The following is an 18,297-nucleotide window of genomic DNA, read 5'->3' as shown; positions in this document are numbered from 1 at the left end:
TTTTCCCTTATTTAACGGCCACTTTCACTGCGACATCGGCGCCATAGTCATTAATGTTGTTAACGGTCAGGGTTTCGCCGCGGTTGACGGCGGAGGAGAGCGCCACCGTCTGGCTGGACTGCGGCGCCAGCATCACGGTTTTGCTGTTCAGGGCTTTACCGCCGTCGCGGGAAATACGGCTGACGGTAATGTAGAACGGCGTCGGGTTGTTGATGGCGAGACTACTGCCGCTGGCGGTCAGGGTCAGCTTCTCGGCCGCCGCATCGCGGTTGCCCAGTCCGGCAGGACGATAAATAAATTTAAAGCGCGAACGGATCGCCAGCTGCAGCACGTTCTGGCCTTCATTTTTCTGATTGGCCACCACCGGCGGAATTTCCAGCAGATTCAGCCACCACAGCGTCTCTTTATCTTTCGCCAGACCGGCGCTGCTGCCGAGCTTAATACGCAGCGTCTGGCCGCTCTTGGCGTCAACGCGCGAAATCGGCGGGGTGATAATAAACGGGGTGGTAATGGTATCCGGTGTGGCATCGGCATCGCCGTTATCCAGCCAGGCCTGCGCCAGCGCCGGACGGTCGGCGTTATTTGAAAGCTGTACCGTTATTTCTTTTTCATTTCCTGGATAAATAAAGCGGGTACCGTTAACAATAATATTGTTGGCATGGGCCGCAAAACTAAAAATGAAACAGAAAAAAAGGGCAATACGCTTCATGCTGACCTCAGAATAAAAATACAAGCGGCGGACATTGCCGCTTTATTATTGTTATTAACTGCCCCATCGCGGGGCAGTTTTATTTTCTGACGGAATTACTGGTAAGTAATTTCGTAAGTCGCGTAGCTGTTAACCACACCGGTGGTTACCGTGGTCGGCGCGCTGGTGGCGTAGCCTACGTAGTAGGTGAAACGCGCGCCATCAGCTACAGCGGAAGCGTCGCCTTTCGCTTTCGGCTGAGTGCTGTCACCCGGGATGATTTTGTTGGTCAGCGCGGTAGCGTTGTCAGTAGACAGCACCAGCTGGATGTTCTGAGCACCGGAAGCTTCGGTGTTCGCCAGGTAGCCCTGTTGTTTGCTGGTTGCGCCAGCCAGCAGGTTACCGCCGGTCCAGTTCACGCCCAGTTTGCTTACGTCATCCTGTTTAGTGCCATCAGCAGCCTGGCAGTTAGAGACGTCAATGGTGAAAGATTTCGGTTTCAGGTAAGTATCCGCTGCTGCCGCTTTAACTTCAGTCAGGGTTACCGGAGACAGGTAAACGTTCGCATCGCTGCCCTGGCCGTTAACGGAAACAGTACAGGATACATCGGTAACTTTACCGAAGAAATTAACCTGGCCGCCGCCAACAGTGGTATCAGCTGCATGGGCAGCAGTCATGCCAAAAAACGCGGTTGCCATTGCTGCAGAGAGAAGAACCTTTTTCATTGCCATTTCCTTGTCAGAGTGAATTACGAATCAATGAGCACACTGTGAATTCGCATAGAACCAGAAACATCAGGCGATGCTGATTTATGCCACTGCTAATAGAATCTTCGACTGACCGGGAGCCGCAATATTTAAGGCGTCAGGTAACGAACCTAAAAATATAAGTTCGCTGGTGCTATCGGCGTCAAAGAATGCTATTTATTCGCCGACAAATATACATTTGTTCACGTTTCATTAAGTTATATAACAGATAACCATCGACTATTAATAAACAGCCATTGATAGATGAAAACGCGAGGGTGGTTGTTTACAGCGCAGCAAGCCTAACGCCAGAGCGAGAGAAAGTGACCGCAACAGCATGCAGAAAAAGCCCTCGGAAGGCCATCGCGATAAGTCTGAATCTGCCTTTGCGGTGGTGAAAACAGCACCAAACCATTCACACAACGAATGGTGAAAGCATGAATGAGGCGCATTCCTCTCCCTGAACAAGGGCAGCCCATGTGATCCCCCCTTTCAGAAACAAATCATTAATCCATTGTTTTTAAACTAAAAAATAGATAAACGATCATGTTTACGCCATCAAACCGCCATAAAAATGTGATCTAAATCGCACTTTTTGCCACGCGCGTTATAGTTAGCAGGCTTATTATAAGTCCATCGAAAGCAAACATGCTTTCCACCATAAAAGTTAAAAGGACAAACACCATGAAAAACGTAAAATTACTCGCCGCTGCCGGTATGCTCTCCCTGGTCTCTTTCGCTAGCTTCGCTCATCCGGTGAGCGTGACAGCAGACACCCTGGACAGCGCAGAAGCGAAAATCGCAACCATTGCGAAAGAACAAGGCGCTTCCTATCACATTACCGAAGCGTACACCGGCAACCAGGTCCATATGACCGCCGAGCTGTCTAAATAAGCGAATGGTTGCAGAGGGAGCTGCCGGACAGGCCGCCTGCGGGTGGCTGGTCTGGCTCCCGCCGCCCACCCCGCACGCAGCAATGTCGAGCCCCGTTACGGGGCTTTTTTCGTTTTTGCTCCCGCCGCCTGACGCGCCAGCGCGCGCTGGATAGACAGCACGCTCGCCAGCACCACGATCAATCCCATCAGCGCCATCCCCTGGATCTTTTGTCCGAGGAATATCCATCCCAGTACCACGGCGGTCACCGGGCTCAGCAGACTCATCGCCGACACGGCCACCGGTGAGAGGCGGCCAATCCCCCGAAACCACAGGCCATAGGCCAGCATGGCGCCCGCCAGGCACAGCCACAGATAGCCGGCCGCCTGCAGCACTGTTACCTGATGCAAAGGAGGGTCAACGATCAGCGCCACCGGGGCCAGCACCACCCCACCGATCGTCAGCTGCCAGCCGGTCAGCGCGACGATCGGCAGGGAGAGCGCCCAGCGCCGGGAGAGCCAGGTGCCCAGCGCCATACTGATCGCCCCGAGAAACGCCGCGCCGATGCCCAGCGGGTCGAGTACGGTGTGCGGCGACAGCAGCAGCATGGCCATACCGAGTATGCCGGCGATGGCGGAGAACACCGCCAGCCAGGGCGAGCGCTGCCGGTCGACACACCAGGCGAGGAGCATCACCAGCAGCGGCTGGATCGCGCCGATCACCGCCGCCAGCCCGCCGGGTAAGCGATAGGCGGCGATAAACAACAGCGCCTGAAACGCGCCGATATTTAAGATGCCGGTAACGATCAGCTTTGCCCATTCGCCGCGTTGCGGAAAACGACGGCTCCAGATCAGCAGGGCGATACCTGCCGGCAGCACCCTCAGCAGCGCAGCAATAAATGGGCGGTCAGGGGGAAGAAACTGGGAGGTGACGATGTAGGTCGTCCCCCAGATAGCGGGCGCCAGCGCGGTGAGCAGCAGGTCGAGAATCAGATTACGTGAGAGAAAAGCCATGATTTTATCTTCACTTCAAGGTAAATTAGTGAGTGAAGTATGTACCGCCAAGTATCTTGATATCAAGACAAGTGAGCACTAATGGACAAATCACCGCCGATCGACGCCGTGGATCGCATCCTCGCCCAGTGGCAGCGGGAGCGGCCAGACCTCGACTGCAGCCCCATGGGGCCGATAGGTCGCCTGAAACGATGCGCTATGCTGCTGGAGCCGCAGGTGGAAGTGGCCTTTACGCGCCACGATCTGGTGCGCTGGGAGTTTGACATGCTGGCGACGCTGCGGCGCGCCGGAGCGCCTTTCGTACTTTCGCCCACCCAGCTCTTCTCCACGCTGATGATTACCTCCGGCACCATGACCCATCGTCTGAAGGCGCTGGAGAAACGCGGGTTTATTACCCGCCTGCCCAATCCGGAGGATGCCCGCAGTATGCTGGTCGCCCTGACTTCCGCCGGACGCGAACGGATCGATGCCGCAGTGGAAACCCACGTCGACAACGAACGGCAACTGCTGGCAGGACTCAGTGACGGTGAACGCCAGCAGTTGGATCAGGCGCTGCGGGTGTTGATGCGACTGCTGGAAACGGGCTAACAGCCAGCGGCGATAAAGTCGCCGTTGGCGCTGATCGGCACCACGCTGAAAAACAATCCCACGGCAAAGAGGATCAGCGCCAGACCGCCGAGGATCTTCACCAACGGTACCAGCCAGGGCCGCGGGCGGTGATTCGTGGCCAATCGTTTGACCGTCCGATGGCGCGCATAGTGAACCAGTAGCGACAGACCGAGGATCGAGAGCGCGGTGCCCAGCGCCATGCTCATCACCGCGGCGATGCCCCAGCTAACAATCCCCAACGCATTGGCGAATAATAAAATCATGATCGCCCCGCTACAGGGCCGAACGCCGATAGCCAGCACCACGCCAAGGCGCGTCTTCCAGTCAGCGCCCTGCAGATCCTGCCCCACGCCGTGATGGCCGCAGCCGCACGAGGCGTCATGCTGATGCGCTGGCGTCAGACGGCGAATCACCTGTTTTGTCGGCCACAGGCTTTGCAGAGCGCGAAAGATAACATAAGCCCCAAAGACGCCGATGGTCAGGGCGCTGATCTTCTCGACGTACCAGCGGCTGGCGCTAAGATAGCCGGCGGCCAGATTCAGCCCCACCGCAAGAATAAAGACGAAGAGTATCGCAGTGACGCCCTGTAACAGGCTGCCGAGAAAGGGCACCACCCGCGCCGCCGTCAGGCTCTCCTGATTGGTGCTCAGGTAGGTCGTCACGATAAATTTACCGTGTCCCGGTCCGACGGCGTGCAGCACGCCATAGAGAAAGGCCCCCACCAGCAGCCAGATACCGCCGCTGTACTGATGGTTATTCAGCAACAGAAGGTACATCACCAGATAGCGATGCAGGGTAATTTGGGTGGCGAGACACCACTGGAGAAAGTCACCCCAGTGGCTGTGCAAGGTGATAGCGGCGGCCAGCAGTAGAAGGCCGCCGCACCCGGCCGCCAGCAGGCGCCAGTCGCGGAGCGCAATCGGAGTCGTCATCGTTATACCATTGTAGTAAACGTAAACCGCCTGACAGCAACTTTACGACAGGCGAGCGAAGGCGTCAGCGCTGAAGGGTGAGGAATTTGTCGAAGCTGTTCACGGGATTGTTCGTAGTCACCAGGCTCCGCATTATCTACCGATCGCTATCTTCCCGACACCGTATTAGCGCAGAATGCCTCAATATCTTGAGCATACCACAGCTATATCTTTTTATGCGTTATTGGTTACCAATACCTTTTAACAGGAATAATTACTCAAAAAATCACAGATAAAAATAAATAACTTATTTCTTGGCGAGCATTTTTTGTCAGTTATTATGCTGCGCTTCCGGCAAGAATATTCTTTAACTGCTATTTATTGTACTCTTCAGCAGGATCACTTCCATGAAAAGAGGCTTACTTACCCTGGTTACTGCTGCCATCGCTTTCCGTACAGGCCACCTGGCGCAGCGACAAGCGCCAGGTGGCACGTGACGAAAAGTGGTGAACCGGCAGGCTTCGGCGTATCCTGGATGTGAGTCCTTCCCGCGCCGAAGCGAGTATTCCAACCCGCCGCCAGACCGTGTCGCAATACTTACCTGTCCTCTACTACCTCCCATTGATATCTTCCTGTATACGTTGACCGTGACGAGTTTTCATCTCATTCAACCGCATGTACCAGATTAAGCTTACCCGTTGAAATACGGCGTAATGTGCTCTATTACAGACAATGCTATTATCACCAGGCTTTTTGCAGTATGGTTTAATCACTGTTGTAGTTTTGCAGTGAATGCTATCCAGACGACTTAAGGTTGTATTTTGTCTGAGAAATTTCTCATGCCATTCCCGAAGGTTGTCGGCGAGGGAGGCTGGTTTACAGGGGTGACATTGCCCAGTAAACAGGCAATCAATCATGACGGCATTGATAGCCGCCTTGCCGTGGCCGGAAGCCCAAGCCTTCATCATCATGCGGGTATCATCAAGAGGATCAGGGATGTACAGGACGTGGAAACCCCCAGGAAAGATTCATCAGTTCAGCCAGCTCACCCTTTCTTTACCCTTCAGATCGCGGCCTCTTATCGTTAGCAATGGAGCTAGCCCATGATACCGCTCGCGCTCGTAGCAAATTAAAACGTTATCACCACGCTGTTTCAAAATAAAAAGGCAGTCAAATTTAACAATGACCTGACGCAGGCTCGGAAAACCAAAAATATGCCTGCAATAAAAGGGAAAACCATGACGAATAACGCCGACATAAAAAAAAGGAACTTCCTGACTCAGAATGAAATTGAGTCTTTACTTAAAGCGGCCGATACCGGTCCTTATGCTGCACGTAATTATTGCCTGACGTTACTGTGCTTCATCCATGGTCTGCGCGCCAGCGAGATCTGTCGTCTACGAATATCGGATATCGACCTTGCTGCCCGATGTGTTTACATCCATCGGCTTAAAAAAGGGTTTTCGACTACCCACCCGTTGCTGGATAAAGAGATCTACGCCCTAAAGCGCTGGCTGGCCATTCGCAGCAGCTGGCCGCAGGCCGCCAGCGAATGGCTGTTTCTCTCCCGCAAAGGTAATCCCCTTTCCCGCCAACAGTTTTATCAGATTATCGCGTCCTCAGGGGGACTGGCAGGGCTGCCACTGGAGATCCACCCGCACATGCTGCGGCACTCCTGTGGCTTTGCGTTGGCGAATATGGGGATCGATACCCGCTTGATACAGGATTATCTCGGGCATCGCAATATCCGCCACACCGTCTGGTATACCGCCAGCAATGCGGGACGCTTCTATGGCATCTGGGACAATCCCCGTGACAAACAGCGATCGTCGCTGATCCAATAGCCTTGACGCCACGGATGGCGTTGTATCGCGATCGGTCGACAAATTAAAATATTCATGATTATTAACCCTGCGTTAATTAGGATTACTGTTCCCACAAGTTCTTATTTAATCCTTATTACTGAGAGTTAATATAACCCTGCGTTTACTCAGGAATAAGACTGGGTATTTATTGGTGGGAAAAAATTTCCGCGGCTGTGTGTTTAATAGCGGCTGGTAATGAAAAATATCCTTTCATTTTATATACCTGGCGGCAACCCGCGCAGATACTATTGAGCCGATGATTAAAATCTTTAAAATTAAGAATTATCACCCGACGATATTTTTAGTGTCTGGCAATGTAATATGTTATCAATTCGTGATTAATCATCTTCACCCTGTACCGTTTTAGCATTACAGAACCTTTCTCGTCATGGCGTATGGTTTCGCTGTGACGGTCATTCATACCTATTTTCAGGAGCAACTATTGTGAACCGACGTCGTTTTCTAACCGCCAAAGAAGTTCAGGCCATGATGCAGGCTGCTCGTCAGGGCCCTACCGGCGAACGGGACTACTGCCTCATTCTGCTGGCCTTTCGCCATGGTATGCGCATTAGCGAACTGCTGGATCTGCATTATCACGATCTGGATCTCCATGAAGGGCGGGTTAATGTGCGGCGATTAAAGAATGGTTTTTCGACGATTCATCCACTGCGTTTTGATGAGCGCGAGGCGATTGAGCGCTGGAGCCTGGTCCGTGCCGGCTGGAAAGCGGCGGACAAAACGGACGCACTGTTTATCTCCCGCCGCGGCACCGCGCTCTCCCGCCAGCAGGCGTATCGTATTATTCGCTCTGCCGGGGAAAATGCGGGTACCGTCACGCACACTCACCCCCATATGCTGCGTCACGCCTGCGGCTATGAACTGGCTGAAAGAGGGACAGATACGCGTTTGATACAGGATTATCTAGGACATCGTAATATTCGTCACACAGTACGTTACACCGCCAGTAATGCGGCACGTTTCGCTGGCATCTGGGAAAGAAATAATCTTTTAGAGGAAAAAGACCAGAAGACGAAAAATGAAATAACAGATTGATTTTAAAGAATTAAAAAAATAACGAACAGGTCAATTGGGGCCAAACTGTTTATATCATAAAAATGTTTTGACATATTTTGCAACTCACTGCGCCATATTTCCGCAAAAAAAATCATATCTCATTGATTATTATCTATTTTTAAACCTGCAATTACTCACTTTTCTCTAACCATATCTCTGCTGCACCGGCGATCCGTCGCCAACGCCATCGCTATTCCTTTCGCACCCCCTCCCACCACACCAGATTATATTACCATAAAAACCAAATTTGGCAGCATTTAAAACCACAGAATACCAGGTTGACACAAAATACAGATCATTTATCCCAACGAGTCAAAAGGCCCCAATTGTCTCATCGGTTGGGCGAAAACTGTGCAGAGCCGGCAGCCGGACCACTCGGCTGAAATCTGAAATGCCTGGAAGGCACAACGGCTGCCAATCCGGTTCGTTATTTCGACATCGTTCAAAGGAAAACAGTATGAAAATCAAAACACTGGCAATGATTGTTGTGTCAGCCCTGTCACTGAGCTCCACGGCAGCTCTGGCCGATACCACCACGGTCAACGGCGGGACCGTGCATTTTAAAGGAGAAGTCGTTAATGCGGCCTGTGCGGTGGATGCCGGCTCTATCGATCAAACCGTTCAGTTAGGCCAGGTGCGTTCCGCGAAACTGGCCACGGCGGGGAGCACCAGTTCGGCCGTCGGTTTCAACATCCAGCTGGATGATTGCGACACTACGGTAGCCACCAAAGCGTCCGTCGCCTTCGCCGGTACGGCCATCGACAGCAGCAATACCACCGTTCTGGCCCTGCAAAACTCTGCCGCTGGCAGCGCAACCAACGTCGGCGTGCAGATCCTCGACAATACCGGTACGCCACTGGCACTGGACGGCGCCACCTTCAGTGCTGCGACCACGCTGAATGACGGCCCCAACATCATCCCGTTCCAGGCACGTTACTACGCGACCGGCGCAGCGACGGCTGGTATAGCGAACGCGGATGCCACGTTCAAAGTGCAGTACGAGTAAGACCCGAGTCAGGCAGGGAAGCTATTCGGGCCAGGAGGGCCCGCTCTCTATTTTCAACCGGAGTGAAACGATGCAGGGAATGAAATCTGGTCTGCTGCTGCTACTGCCTCCGCTGGCGCTGGCCGGTAATCATTGGAACGTCACGCTGCCGGGGGGCAGCATGCGTTTTCAGGGCCTGATAATGGCGAGCTCCTGCCACGTCGAAGCCGGCGATCGGCAGATGACGGTCAATCTGGGGCAGATCAGCAGTAATCGATTTCATGCTGTCGGCGAAGACAGCAACCCAATCCCTTTCGCGATTCATTTACAGGATTGCAGTACGGCGGTCAGCCAGCATGTGGGTGTGACCTTTCACGGCGTGGCTGATGGAAAAAACCCCGACGTGCTGTCGGTGGGTGAAGGTCCGGGGATCGCCAGTGGGATCGGTATTGCGCTATTCGACAGCCAGGGCCAGCAGCTCCCGCTCAATCGTCCAACGGATCGCTGGATATCACTCTACCGCGGACGGACGACGCTAAATTTCGTCGCCAAATATCGGGCGACCGGACGCCAGGTCACCGGCGGTGCAGCCAATGCCCAGGCCTGGTTCTCATTGACCTATCAGTAATTAATCCGCAGACAAACAGGACAACACGGTGAGCAGACAAGGAGATAATGTGAGAAAAACGGCAACGATGGCGCATGGCTTACTGGCAGGATGTGTGCTTTTCGCCGCCAGTATCTTTAGCGCCAGCGCGCAGGCGGGCGTTGCGCTTGGCGCGACCCGGGTTATCTACCCGGCGGGACAGAAGCAGGTCCAGCTCGCGGTGACCAATAATGATGACAACAGTACCTGGCTTATTCAGTCATGGGTGGAAAATGCCGATGGTCAGCGAGACGGCCGGTTTGTCATCACTCCTCCGCTGTTTGCCATGCAGGGTAAAAAAGAGAACACCCTGCGCATTATCGACGCCACCAATAACCAGCTGCCGCAGGATCGGGAAAGTCTGTTCTGGATGAACGTGAAGGCGATCCCTTCGATGGATAAATCAAAGCTCAGCGACAATACCCTGCAGCTGGCGATTATCAGCCGCATCAAGCTCTACTACCGTCCGGGAAAACTGGCCCTGCCTCCGGATCAAGCGGCGGAAAAGCTGACCTTTAGCCGTAGCGGATCGTCGCTGACGCTGACGAACCCCACCCCCTATTACCTGACGGTGACCGAACTGAACGCCGGGACACGCATTCTGGAGAACGCCCTCGTACCGCCGATGGGCAAAACCAGCGTCAAGCTACCCGCGGATGCCGGGAACACCATCACCTATCGCACGATTAATGATTACGGCGCGCTGACGCCGAAAATGAATGGCGTGCTGCGCTAACCCAGAAGCGCCCCGCCGCGCGGGACACGCTGCGCATGACCAGAAGCAATGACAGCCGGGCAACGTCGGACCGGAGGGATAATGTCACATCGGAAATATGGACTGGATCATTTAGGTTGCCGAACTGCCCGGCGCCTGGTATCTCCGGCGCTGGCGCTGTGGCTCTGCTCACAGCCGTTTGCCGCGCGGGCGGACCTCTATTTTAACCCCCGCTTTTTAGCTGACGATCCGGCGGCGGTGGCTGACCTGTCGGGATTTGAAAAAGGCCAGGAGGTTCCGCCAGGCACCTATCGCGTCGATATTTATCTCAACAATGGTTTTATGACCACCAGGGACGTCACCTTCCAGGCCGATGCCCAGGGTCACGGTCTGTCCCCCTGCCTGACACGCGGCCAGCTGGCGAGCATGGGTGTGGATACCGGTCGGGTGCCGGGCATGGCGACGCTGGACAGCACGGCCTGCGTGCCGCTGACCACGCTTATCAGCGAAGCTACCACGCGCTTCGACGTCGGACAGCAGCGCCTGTACCTCACCGTCCCCCAGGCATTTATGGGTAACCATGCGCGCGGCTATATTCCGCCGGAGCTGTGGGATAACGGTATCACCGCCGGGCTGATAAACTATAACTTCACGGGCAATAACGCCCATAACACCACAGGTGGCAGCAGCCGTTACGCCTATCTGAATCTACAGAGCGGCCTGAACATTGGCGCCTGGCGTCTGCGCGATAACAGCACCTGGAGCTACAGCAGCGGCGGTAGCACCTCATCCAACGAGAATCGCTGGCAGCACGTTAACAGCTGGCTTGAGCGGGACATCACGCCTCTGCGTTCGCGACTCACCCTAGGGGACAGCTACACCAACGGCGATGTCTTCGACGGGATCAACTTCCGCGGCGCCCAGCTGGCCTCCGACGACAATATGCTACCGGACAGCCAGAAAGGCTTTGCGCCGGTGATCCACGGGATCGCCCGCGGCACGGCGCAGGTGTCAATCAGGCAAAACGGCTACGAAATCTACCAGAGCACAGTGCCGCCGGGACCATTTACCATCGACGATCTCTACGCCGCGGGCAATGGCGGCGATCTGCAGGTCACGATCAAAGAAGCGGATGGCTCCCGCCAGGTCTTCAGCGTGCCCTGGTCAACGGTGCCGGTTCTCCAGCGTGAAGGCCATACCCGCTTCGCCCTCACCGCCGGGGAGTACCGCAGCGGCAACAGTCAGCAGGAAACGCCCGATTTTTTCCAGGGCACGGTCATGCATGGCCTGCCGGCAGGCTGGACGCTCTACGGCGGCACCCAGCTGGCAGACCGCTATCGCGCCTTTAACCTTGGGGTGGGGAAAAACATGGGCTATTTCGGCGCCCTGTCGCTGGATATCACTCAGGCCAACGCCACCCTGGCTGACGACAGCGAACATCAGGGGCAGTCGGTGCGTTTTCTCTATAACAAATCCCTGGATGAGACCGGCACCAACCTGCAGCTGGTGGGCTACCGCTACTCTACCCGCGGCTATTATAACTTTGCCGATACCACTTACCGCCGGATGAGCGGCTACAGTGTGGAAACCCAGGACGGCGTTATCCAGGTAAAACCGAAATTTACCGACTACTACAATCTGGCTTACAGCAAGCGCGGCAAGGTGCAGCTGAGCGTGACTCAGCAGTTGGGGCGCACCGCCACCCTCTATCTCAGCGGTAGCCACCAGACCTACTGGGGCACCGACGATGCCGATGAGCAGCTGCAGGCCGGCCTCAACGCCGCCGTGGACGATATCAACTGGTCGCTAAGCTACAGCCTGACAAAAAACGCCTGGCAGCAGGGGCGCGATCAAATGCTGGCGATCAATATCAATATCCCCTTCAGCCACTGGCTGCGTTCCGACAGCCGCTCGGTCTGGCGGCACGCCAGCGCCAGCTACAGCCTGTCGCACGATCTCAATGGCCGCATGACCAATCTGGCGGGCCTGTACGGCACCCTGCTGGAAGACAACAACCTCAGCTATAGCATGCAGACCGGCTATGCCGGCGGCGGCAACGGCGACAACGGGAGCACAGGCTACACCGCCCTCAACTACCGCGGCGGCTACGGCAACGCCAACGTCGGCTACAGCCGCAGCGATGGCTTTAAACAGCTCTATTACGGGGTCAGCGGCGGCGTGCTGGCGCACGCCAACGGCATCACCCTGAGCCAACCGTTAAACGATACCGTGGTGCTGGTGAAAGCCCCCGGCGCCGGCGGCGTGAAAGTGGAAAACCAGACCGGGGTACGCACCGACTGGCGCGGGTATGCCGTCCTGCCTTATGCCACTGAGTATCGTGAAAACCGGATCGCGCTGGATACCAACACCCTGGCGGACAATGTCGACCTTGACGATGCGGTGGTCAGCGTGGTGCCCACCCATGGGGCGATTGTCCGCGCCAACTTTAACGCCCAGGTGGGGATGAAGATCCTGATGACGCTGACCCATCGCGGCAAACCGGTGCCGTTTGGCGCCCTCGCCACCGGCGACAGCAACCAGAGCGGCAGCATCGTCGCGGACAACAGCCAGGTCTACCTGAGCGGGATGCCGCTGGCGGGCAAAGTGCGGGTGAAATGGGGCGATGGCCCGGACGCTCAGTGCGTGGCCGATTACCGTCTGCCGCCGGAGAGCCAGCAGCAGGCGCTCAGTCAGCTTTCGGTCGCGTGCCGCTAAGGAGATCATGATGAGAACACTGCAGTATCTGCTGGGCGCCCTGTTCACCCTGGGCGCACCGGCTGCGCTTGCCGCCGATAGCACGATCGCCATCAGCGGCTATGTCCGCGATAACGCCTGCACGGTAGCCGGCGAATCGAAGGATTTTACTGTCGATTTACAGGATAACGCCGCGAAGCAGTTTTATGCCGTTGGGGCAACGACGCCGCCGGTGCCGTTCCGCATCGTGCTGTCGCCCTGCGGCACTTCCGTCACCGCGGTGAAGGTCGGTTTCACCGGCGTGGCGGACAGCGTCAACACCAGCCTGTTAAAACTCGATGCCGGGACCTCGGCGGCGGCAGGAATGGGGGTGGAAATTCTCGATCAGCAGCAGTCCCGGCTGCCGGTCAATGCGCCGTCATCCACCATGACCTGGACCACGCTGACCCCGGGCCAGACCAATATTCTCAACTTTTACGCCCGGCTGATGGCCACTCAGGTGCCCGTCACCGCCGGGCATGTCAATGCGACAGCGACATTCACCCTGGAATTTCAGTAAGCGGAGGCTGAAATGAAATGGACTCATGTGGGCTGGCTGCTGGCCGGCCTGTTAACCGCGAGCGCTTCCCTGCGGGCGGCCGACGTCACTCTCACCGTCAACGGCAAGGTGGTGGCCAGACCCTGCACGGTTTCCACCGTCAATGCCACCGTCGAGCTGGGCGATCTCTATACCTTTAGCCTGATCGGTGCGGGCTCGGCATCGGCCTGGCACAGCGTGGCGCTGGATCTGAGCAACTGCCCCGTGGGTACTTCACGGGTGAAAGCCACCTTCAGCGGAACGGCGGACAGCACCGGCTATTACAAAAACCAGGGAACGGCGGGCAATATTCAGCTCGAACTGCAGAACGAGGACGGCACCACGCTGAACAATGGCAGCAGCCAGTCGGTACAGGTGGATGAGGCCAGCCAGTCCGCTCGCTTCCCGCTGCAGGTCAGGGCGCTGTCCGTCAACGGCGGCGCCACGCAAGGCACCATTCAGGCGGTGATTAACGTCACCTATACCTACGCCTGAGCCAGGAGAGCATCATGATGAAAAAAATAATCCCCCTGTTCACCACCCTGCTGCTGCTGGGCTGGTCGATGAACGCCTGGTCCTTTGCCTGCAAAACGGCCACCGGGGCGACGATTCCCATCGGCGGCGGGTCAGCCAACGTCTACGTTAACCTGACCCCGGCGGTGAACGTCGGGCAAAACCTGGTGGTCGACCTCTCCACGCAGATTTTTTGCCATAACGACTATCCGGAAACGATCACCGACTACGTGACCCTGCAGCGCGGATCCGCCTATGGCGGTGTGCTGTCGAGTTTTTCAGGCACCGTGAAATATAACGGCACCTCTTACCCGTTCCCGACCACCACGGAAACCGCGCGGGTGATTTATGATTCACGGACCGATAAACCCTGGCCGGCCGTCCTGTATCTGACGCCGGTGAGCACTGCCGGTGGAGTGGCCATCACCGCAGGATCGTTAATCGCGGTGCTGATCCTGCATCAGACCAACAACTACAATAGCGACTCCTTCCAGTTCATCTGGAACATTTACGCCAACAACGACGTGGTGGTCCCCACCGGCGGCTGCGATGTCTCCGCCCGCGATGTCACCGTCACCCTCCCCGACTACCCGGGATCGATGGCCGTGCCGCTCACCGTCCACTGCGCGCAAAGCCAGCAGCTGGGGTATTACCTCTCCGGCACCACCGCGGACAGCGCCAACGCGATCTTCACCAATACCGCCTCCGCCTCGCCGGCGCAGGGGATAGGCGTTCAGCTGACGCGCAACGGCAGCGCCGTCCCGGCGAACAGCACGGTCTCGCTGGGCACCGTCGGCACCTCGCCGGTCAACCTCGGCCTGACGGCCACCTATGCCCGGACCACAGGCCAGGTTACCGCCGGCAACGTGCAGTCGATCATCGGCATCACCTTTGTCTATCAATGATGACCGATTATATCCTCTCGCCCTGCTCGCTGGCCGCCCGCGGGTTGAGCCAGCTGATGCTGAACGCCGCGAAGCGGCCCGTTGAGCTGCCGGTCGAGGGCGTGTCCCTGCGCGAACTGGCCGCCGTGAAGCGGATCGTAGTGTATCTCCCTGACGATCCCCTGTGGATGCTCACCACGCTGCGCCAGGCGGCAAGGCTACTCGACGAGGCCTTGCCGCCGTTACCGATGTTGATTCTGAGCCGCAGCCCGGCCATCTGGCTGTGGCAAACGCTGCTCTATCAGGTGAGTCATCCGGATCGTCTGCGCAACGTCCATACTGCCCCCGCCGATCTGTCCTGCGCGGAGCTGGCCCATCGGCTGGAGAATGCGCCGCGGCTTGAGCGGCTTGCCAGCGAAGCCGCCCTGATCCACGGAAAACGGGTCGTCGGGTTGACCCACGCCGAGCTCAAGGTGATCCTCGCCCTGCTGCAAGGGCAGACGATAGGCGAGCAGGCCCAACGTCTCGGATTGAGCCAGAAAACGCTCTACACCCAGCGGCTGGCTGGGGTGAAAAAGCTGGTGGAATGTCATCCGCATCTGGCCCCCCGCTTTCCGCGCACGCTGCTGCCGCGCTCACCCGCAAACGCACTGACGGCGTTTGAACAGGAATGGGTACAAGCGATTCACGATCGCCAGGTCTTCCCGGTTTTTCAACCTATCGTCGATAGTCGCTCACAGCTACAGGGGGTGGAGATCCTGATCCGCTGGCGCCACCGCGGCCAGGTACTTCACCCCCAGACCTTTCTACCGCACTTCCGCGCCGACTACACCTGGCTACTGCTTACGGCCTTTGTTCTGCAGGAGGCCGTGCAGAATATTAATGAGTATCCAGGCACCTTCTATTTTTCGGTCAACATACCCTCCTCACTCGCCGACAGTGACAGCCTGCTGCGGATGGTGGAAGCCGCTCGCCAGCAGCTTCGGCAGCCAGAGGGCGTGGCAAGGCTGGTGCTGGAATATGCTGAAACTATCGATTTTCGCCATCAGAGCCGCTCCGCCGCCCACGTGGCGCAGCTGCAACGTGCTGGCGTGCGCGTGATGCTGGACGACTGCTTTTCTCAGGGGAGCGTTATCTTTCCGGCGCGTCGACTGCACTTCAATGCGTATAAACTGGATATGAGCATCGTCAACGACGCCCAGCACGATCCGAAGGCGCTTGCGCTAATAAAAAGCCTGGCCTACTACTGCCAGTTAAGCGACAGTCGCTGTGTGGCGGAAGGGGTGGATTCACTGGCGAAATTTACGCAGTTAAAATCGCTGGGGATTGATCGCTTCTAGGGCTATCTGTTTTCACCACCGATGCGGCGTGAACATCTCCCGGATCTGATCCGCCGCTTTTCCCACCAGCGCGATCCGGCGGATCGTTGAGGGTGCGAGAAAAGCGCACCGGTTAGCACCGGTGCCGGTACGTCATGCGCGAATATCGTCGTATTCGCGGGTGTTATCGAATTCATGTTTGGCAAACGGGCAGAGAGGGATAATCTTCCGCTGCTCCTGGCGCATTTTTTCCACTACCTTCGCCACCAGCTGTTTCCCCACGCCCTGGCCTTTCAGGCTGGGATCAACATCGGTATGTTCGATAATGCTGAGGTGTTCGCCGGTGGGAACAAAAACAATCTCCGCCACCTGGTTTCCCTGCGCGTCGTTAACATAAAATTTGTTATGCCCTTCCAGTATTTCCATCTTCTCCTCGCTTATTTATGACGATATTGCAGAGCGCCGCTCGGGCAGGTATCAATCACGTTTACCACCGTCGCGACATCCACTTCATCCGGGATAATCCACGGCTTACGCTTCAGGTTGAAGAGCTTCGCGCTGCCGCGCACGCAGTTCCCGGAATGCTGACAGATCGCCGTATTAAAGTAGACGTCGATTTTCTCCCCGGTGTAGGCCCGGTAGCCGGCTTCCAGTAATTCCTTATCCATGACATTGCCTCGGTCGTTTTTATCTTTCAGGCTAAGCATAGCCCTCGCCGTGGCGGCTGACTATGCGCAAGCGCGGGAATTGACGCCTCACATCATGCTCTCCCATCGCACAAGGATCCCGCAGTCAACGATCGGTTGACTTTCATTCCCGCAACGAGGCGATTACACTCATGACACACTGGTATGATCACTCAGGGATGTTCCATTGAATCATATTGCCACCATCGCCCGCCCGGCGCGGTTACTGCTCGTCTTGCCGCTTTCCGGCTGCTCACTTTCGCCAGAGATCCCGGTATTGGGCGCTGCTTTTCCCGGCTGGTTTTTCTGCTTACTGGGCGGTGCGTTTTTACTGATCCCCTGCCATATCCTGATTACCCGTAAAGGCTGGCAGCCGCGCTTTTCTCCCCTGGTCTTCAGCTACGTCGCGCTGATGTTCCTGTTCGCCACGTTGCTGTGGTTTCTGTTTTTTGTTCACTGATCGCTTATGACAACTTCCCGCACTTCCCTGTTACGCAAAAAGTGGCCTCTGCTGGCGCTGGTCCTTGCCGCCATCCTGGCGCTGATCCTCGTTATCTGGCAGTTGCAAACCTCGCCGGAGACCAATGACGCCTATGTCTATGCCGATACCATCGATGTAGTGCCCGAGGTCAGCGGACGCATCGTGGAGATGCCCATTCGCGATAACCAGCGGGTGAGAAAAGGCGATCTGTTGTTCCGCATCGACCCCCGCCCCTATCAGGCAATGCTCGATGACGCGAAAGCCCGGCTGACGACCCTCGACGCGCAGATCATGCTGACCCAGCGCACTATCAAAGCGCAGGAGTATAACGCCCAGTCGGTGGCGGCCGCCGTCGAGCGCGCCAGAGCGCTGGTTAAGCAGACCACCTCCACGCGTATCCGCCTTGAGCCGCTGGTGCCGCAGGGGTTCGCTTCCCAGGAAGATCTCGATCAGGCGCGCACCGCTGAGAAAGCGGCGCGGGCGGAGCTGGAGGCCACGCTGCTGCAGGCCAAACAGGCCTCGGCGGCCGTGACCGGCGTGGATGCCATGGTGGCGCAACGCGCCGGGGTCCTGGCGCAAATCGCCCTCGCTGAACTGCATCTGGAATTTACCGAAGTGCGCGCGCCGTTCAACGGCGTGGTGGTGGCGCTGAAAACCACCGTCGGCCAGTACGCCTCGGCGCTGAAGCCGGTCTTCACCCTGCTTGATGACGACCGCTGGTATGTGATCGCGAACTTCCGCGAAACCGACCTGAACAACGTGCGCCCCGGCGTGGCGGCGCGGATCACCGTGATGACCAACCACAACCGGACCTTTAACGGGGTGGTGGATTCGGTCGGCTCCGGGGTCCTGCCCGAAGGTGGGAGCGTCATCGAAGGGCTGCCGCTGATCCAGAAAAGCATTAACTGGGTCCACGTCTCGCAGCGCTTCCCGGTGAAAATCGCCGTCAGCGATCCCGACCCGGAACTGTTCCGCATGGGCGCCTCGGCCAGCGCCGTGCTGCAGCCGTAGCCGGGCG

Annotated in this window: 21 protein-coding genes; 15 read left to right on the top strand and 6 right to left on the bottom strand. The window is 56.9% G+C overall.

The window, feature by feature from the left end; translation table 11 throughout:
* Positions 1–7: 7 nt before the first annotated feature.
* Positions 8–709, bottom strand: coding sequence for a type 3 fimbria chaperone MrkB (gene mrkB / locus KB892_RS03035; RefSeq protein ID WP_000820818.1), 702 nt, complete (start codon positions 707–709; stop codon positions 8–10).
* 95 nt (positions 710–804) lie between these two features.
* Positions 805–1,413 (bottom strand): type 3 fimbria major subunit MrkA, encoded by a 609-nt coding sequence (gene mrkA, locus KB892_RS03030; protein ID WP_002916128.1) that lies wholly within the window; start codon positions 1,411–1,413, stop codon positions 805–807.
* 705 nt (positions 1,414–2,118) lie between these two features.
* Between mrkA and KB892_RS03025 the strand changes: the two genes are divergently transcribed.
* Positions 2,119–2,328: a YdgH/BhsA/McbA family protein gene (locus KB892_RS03025; RefSeq protein ID WP_002916131.1), complete on the top strand. Its 210-nt coding sequence runs from the start codon at positions 2,119–2,121 to the stop codon at positions 2,326–2,328.
* Between the two features lie 95 nt (positions 2,329–2,423).
* On the opposite strand, the gene KB892_RS03020 is transcribed toward KB892_RS03025, so the two are convergent.
* Positions 2,424–3,320, bottom strand: a complete 897-nt coding sequence (locus KB892_RS03020; protein ID WP_004151952.1) for an EamA family transporter — start codon at positions 3,318–3,320, stop codon at positions 2,424–2,426.
* Positions 3,321–3,401: 81 nt separating this feature from the next.
* On the opposite strand from KB892_RS03020, the gene KB892_RS03015 reads away from it, so the two are divergent.
* Entirely contained in the window at positions 3,402–3,908 is a 507-nt protein-coding gene (locus KB892_RS03015; RefSeq protein WP_002916184.1) for a MarR family winged helix-turn-helix transcriptional regulator, read from the top strand.
* Here the strand turns inward: KB892_RS03015 and KB892_RS03010 are convergent.
* Positions 3,905–4,861 (bottom strand): nickel/cobalt transporter, encoded by a 957-nt coding sequence (locus KB892_RS03010; protein WP_002916185.1) that lies wholly within the window; start codon positions 4,859–4,861, stop codon positions 3,905–3,907. The two genes, KB892_RS03015 and KB892_RS03010, sit on opposite strands and share 4 nt — an antisense overlap.
* An 818-nt stretch (positions 4,862–5,679) precedes the next feature.
* Between KB892_RS03010 and KB892_RS31480 the strand changes: the two genes are divergently transcribed.
* From KB892_RS31480 to KB892_RS02960, 11 genes are all read left to right on the top strand, one after another.
* A complete protein-coding gene (locus KB892_RS31480; RefSeq protein WP_002916186.1) occupies positions 5,680–5,928 on the top strand; it encodes a hypothetical protein in 249 nt (82 codons plus the stop codon).
* A 150-nt stretch (positions 5,929–6,078) separates the two neighbouring features.
* Complete coding sequence (gene fimB / locus KB892_RS03005) at positions 6,079–6,684, top strand: type 1 fimbria switch DNA invertase FimB (protein ID WP_004151951.1); 606 nt, start codon at positions 6,079–6,081, stop codon at positions 6,682–6,684.
* A 465-nt stretch (positions 6,685–7,149) separates the two neighbouring features.
* Positions 7,150–7,758, top strand: a complete 609-nt coding sequence (fimE, locus tag KB892_RS03000; protein ID WP_002916189.1) for a type 1 fimbria switch DNA invertase FimE — start codon at positions 7,150–7,152, stop codon at positions 7,756–7,758.
* Between the two features lie 478 nt (positions 7,759–8,236).
* The gene (fimA, locus tag KB892_RS02995) at positions 8,237–8,785 is read left to right on the top strand and encodes a type 1 fimbrial major subunit FimA (RefSeq protein ID WP_002916190.1); all 549 of its coding nucleotides are present in this window, start codon (positions 8,237–8,239) and stop codon (positions 8,783–8,785) included.
* A 70-nt stretch (positions 8,786–8,855) separates the two neighbouring features.
* Positions 8,856–9,392: a type 1 fimbrial minor subunit FimI gene (locus KB892_RS02990; RefSeq protein WP_002916191.1), complete on the top strand. Its 537-nt coding sequence runs from the start codon at positions 8,856–8,858 to the stop codon at positions 9,390–9,392.
* A gap of 67 nt (positions 9,393–9,459) precedes the next feature.
* Positions 9,460–10,146: a fimbria/pilus periplasmic chaperone gene (locus KB892_RS02985; RefSeq protein WP_004144024.1), complete on the top strand. Its 687-nt coding sequence runs from the start codon at positions 9,460–9,462 to the stop codon at positions 10,144–10,146.
* Positions 10,147–10,227: 81 nt separating this feature from the next.
* Positions 10,228–12,840, top strand: a complete 2,613-nt coding sequence (locus KB892_RS02980; protein WP_062954965.1) for a fimbrial biogenesis usher protein — start codon at positions 10,228–10,230, stop codon at positions 12,838–12,840.
* 10 nt (positions 12,841–12,850) lie between these two features.
* A complete protein-coding gene (locus tag KB892_RS02975) occupies positions 12,851–13,378 on the top strand; it encodes a type 1 fimbrial adaptor subunit FimF (protein WP_002916194.1) in 528 nt (175 codons plus the stop codon).
* 27 nt (positions 13,379–13,405) lie between these two features.
* On the top strand, positions 13,406–13,891 hold the full coding sequence (locus KB892_RS02970; protein WP_004229447.1) for a type 1 fimbrial minor subunit FimG: 486 nt from the start codon (positions 13,406–13,408) through the stop codon (positions 13,889–13,891).
* Between the two features lie 17 nt (positions 13,892–13,908).
* Complete coding sequence (locus tag KB892_RS02965; protein WP_004151788.1) at positions 13,909–14,814, top strand: fimbrial protein; 906 nt, start codon at positions 13,909–13,911, stop codon at positions 14,812–14,814.
* Positions 14,811–16,133, top strand: coding sequence for an EAL domain-containing protein (locus KB892_RS02960; protein WP_004151787.1), 1,323 nt, complete (start codon positions 14,811–14,813; stop codon positions 16,131–16,133). Before KB892_RS02965 ends, KB892_RS02960 begins: the two co-directional genes overlap by 4 nt.
* A 132-nt stretch (positions 16,134–16,265) precedes the next feature.
* Here the strand turns inward: KB892_RS02960 and KB892_RS02955 are convergent, their stop codons facing one another.
* Positions 16,266–16,538 carry a GNAT family N-acetyltransferase gene (locus KB892_RS02955; protein WP_002916201.1) on the bottom strand — a complete coding sequence of 91 codons (273 nt, stop codon included), beginning with the start codon at positions 16,536–16,538 and terminating at the stop codon, positions 16,266–16,268.
* Between the two features lie 11 nt (positions 16,539–16,549).
* A complete protein-coding gene (gene yjdI / locus KB892_RS02950) occupies positions 16,550–16,780 on the bottom strand; it encodes a 4Fe-4S mono-cluster protein YjdI (protein WP_002916202.1) in 231 nt (76 codons plus the stop codon).
* A gap of 205 nt (positions 16,781–16,985) precedes the next feature.
* Between yjdI and KB892_RS02945 the strand changes: the two genes are divergently transcribed.
* Positions 16,986–17,258, top strand: coding sequence for a YtcA family lipoprotein (locus tag KB892_RS02945; protein WP_002916204.1), 273 nt, complete (start codon positions 16,986–16,988; stop codon positions 17,256–17,258).
* A 6-nt stretch (positions 17,259–17,264) separates the two neighbouring features.
* Complete coding sequence (gene mdtN, locus KB892_RS02940) at positions 17,265–18,290, top strand: multidrug transporter subunit MdtN (protein ID WP_002916205.1); 1,026 nt, start codon at positions 17,265–17,267, stop codon at positions 18,288–18,290.
* Positions 18,291–18,297: the final 7 nt, after the last annotated feature.

Origin of the sequence: Klebsiella sp. P1927, from assembly GCF_018204675.1 — a bacterium.
Taxonomy (GTDB): domain Bacteria; phylum Pseudomonadota; class Gammaproteobacteria; order Enterobacterales; family Enterobacteriaceae; genus Klebsiella; species Klebsiella pneumoniae.
The sequence above is the reverse complement of the archived record's forward strand: the minus strand, read 5'-3'. Positions and strand labels throughout refer to the sequence as shown.

Coding starts and splice junctions, on each gene's coding strand:
- KB892_RS02960 (WP_004151787.1), top strand. CDS start 14,811: ATGATGACCGATTATATCCTCTCGCCCTGCTCGCTGGCCGCCCGCGGG.
- KB892_RS02965 (WP_004151788.1), top strand. CDS start 13,909: ATGAAAAAAATAATCCCCCTGTTCACCACCCTGCTGCTGCTGGGCTGG.
- KB892_RS02985 (WP_004144024.1), top strand. CDS start 9,460: ATGGCGCATGGCTTACTGGCAGGATGTGTGCTTTTCGCCGCCAGTATC.
- KB892_RS03025 (WP_002916131.1), top strand. CDS start 2,119: ATGAAAAACGTAAAATTACTCGCCGCTGCCGGTATGCTCTCCCTGGTC.
- KB892_RS03015 (WP_002916184.1), top strand. CDS start 3,402: ATGGACAAATCACCGCCGATCGACGCCGTGGATCGCATCCTCGCCCAG.
- KB892_RS02990 (WP_002916191.1), top strand. CDS start 8,856: ATGCAGGGAATGAAATCTGGTCTGCTGCTGCTACTGCCTCCGCTGGCG.
- KB892_RS02980 (WP_062954965.1), top strand. CDS start 10,228: ATGTCACATCGGAAATATGGACTGGATCATTTAGGTTGCCGAACTGCC.
- KB892_RS03010 (WP_002916185.1), bottom strand. CDS start 4,861: ATGACGACTCCGATTGCGCTCCGCGACTGGCGCCTGCTGGCGGCCGGG.
- mrkA (WP_002916128.1), bottom strand. CDS start 1,413: ATGAAAAAGGTTCTTCTCTCTGCAGCAATGGCAACCGCGTTTTTTGGC.
- mrkB (WP_000820818.1), bottom strand. CDS start 709: ATGAAGCGTATTGCCCTTTTTTTCTGTTTCATTTTTAGTTTTGCGGCC.
- fimA (WP_002916190.1), top strand. CDS start 8,237: ATGAAAATCAAAACACTGGCAATGATTGTTGTGTCAGCCCTGTCACTG.
- KB892_RS02955 (WP_002916201.1), bottom strand. CDS start 16,538: ATGGAAATACTGGAAGGGCATAACAAATTTTATGTTAACGACGCGCAG.
- yjdI (WP_002916202.1), bottom strand. CDS start 16,780: ATGGATAAGGAATTACTGGAAGCCGGCTACCGGGCCTACACCGGGGAG.
- KB892_RS03020 (WP_004151952.1), bottom strand. CDS start 3,320: ATGGCTTTTCTCTCACGTAATCTGATTCTCGACCTGCTGCTCACCGCG.
- KB892_RS31480 (WP_002916186.1), top strand. CDS start 5,680: ATGCCATTCCCGAAGGTTGTCGGCGAGGGAGGCTGGTTTACAGGGGTG.
- fimB (WP_004151951.1), top strand. CDS start 6,079: ATGACGAATAACGCCGACATAAAAAAAAGGAACTTCCTGACTCAGAAT.
- KB892_RS02975 (WP_002916194.1), top strand. CDS start 12,851: ATGAGAACACTGCAGTATCTGCTGGGCGCCCTGTTCACCCTGGGCGCA.
- mdtN (WP_002916205.1), top strand. CDS start 17,265: ATGACAACTTCCCGCACTTCCCTGTTACGCAAAAAGTGGCCTCTGCTG.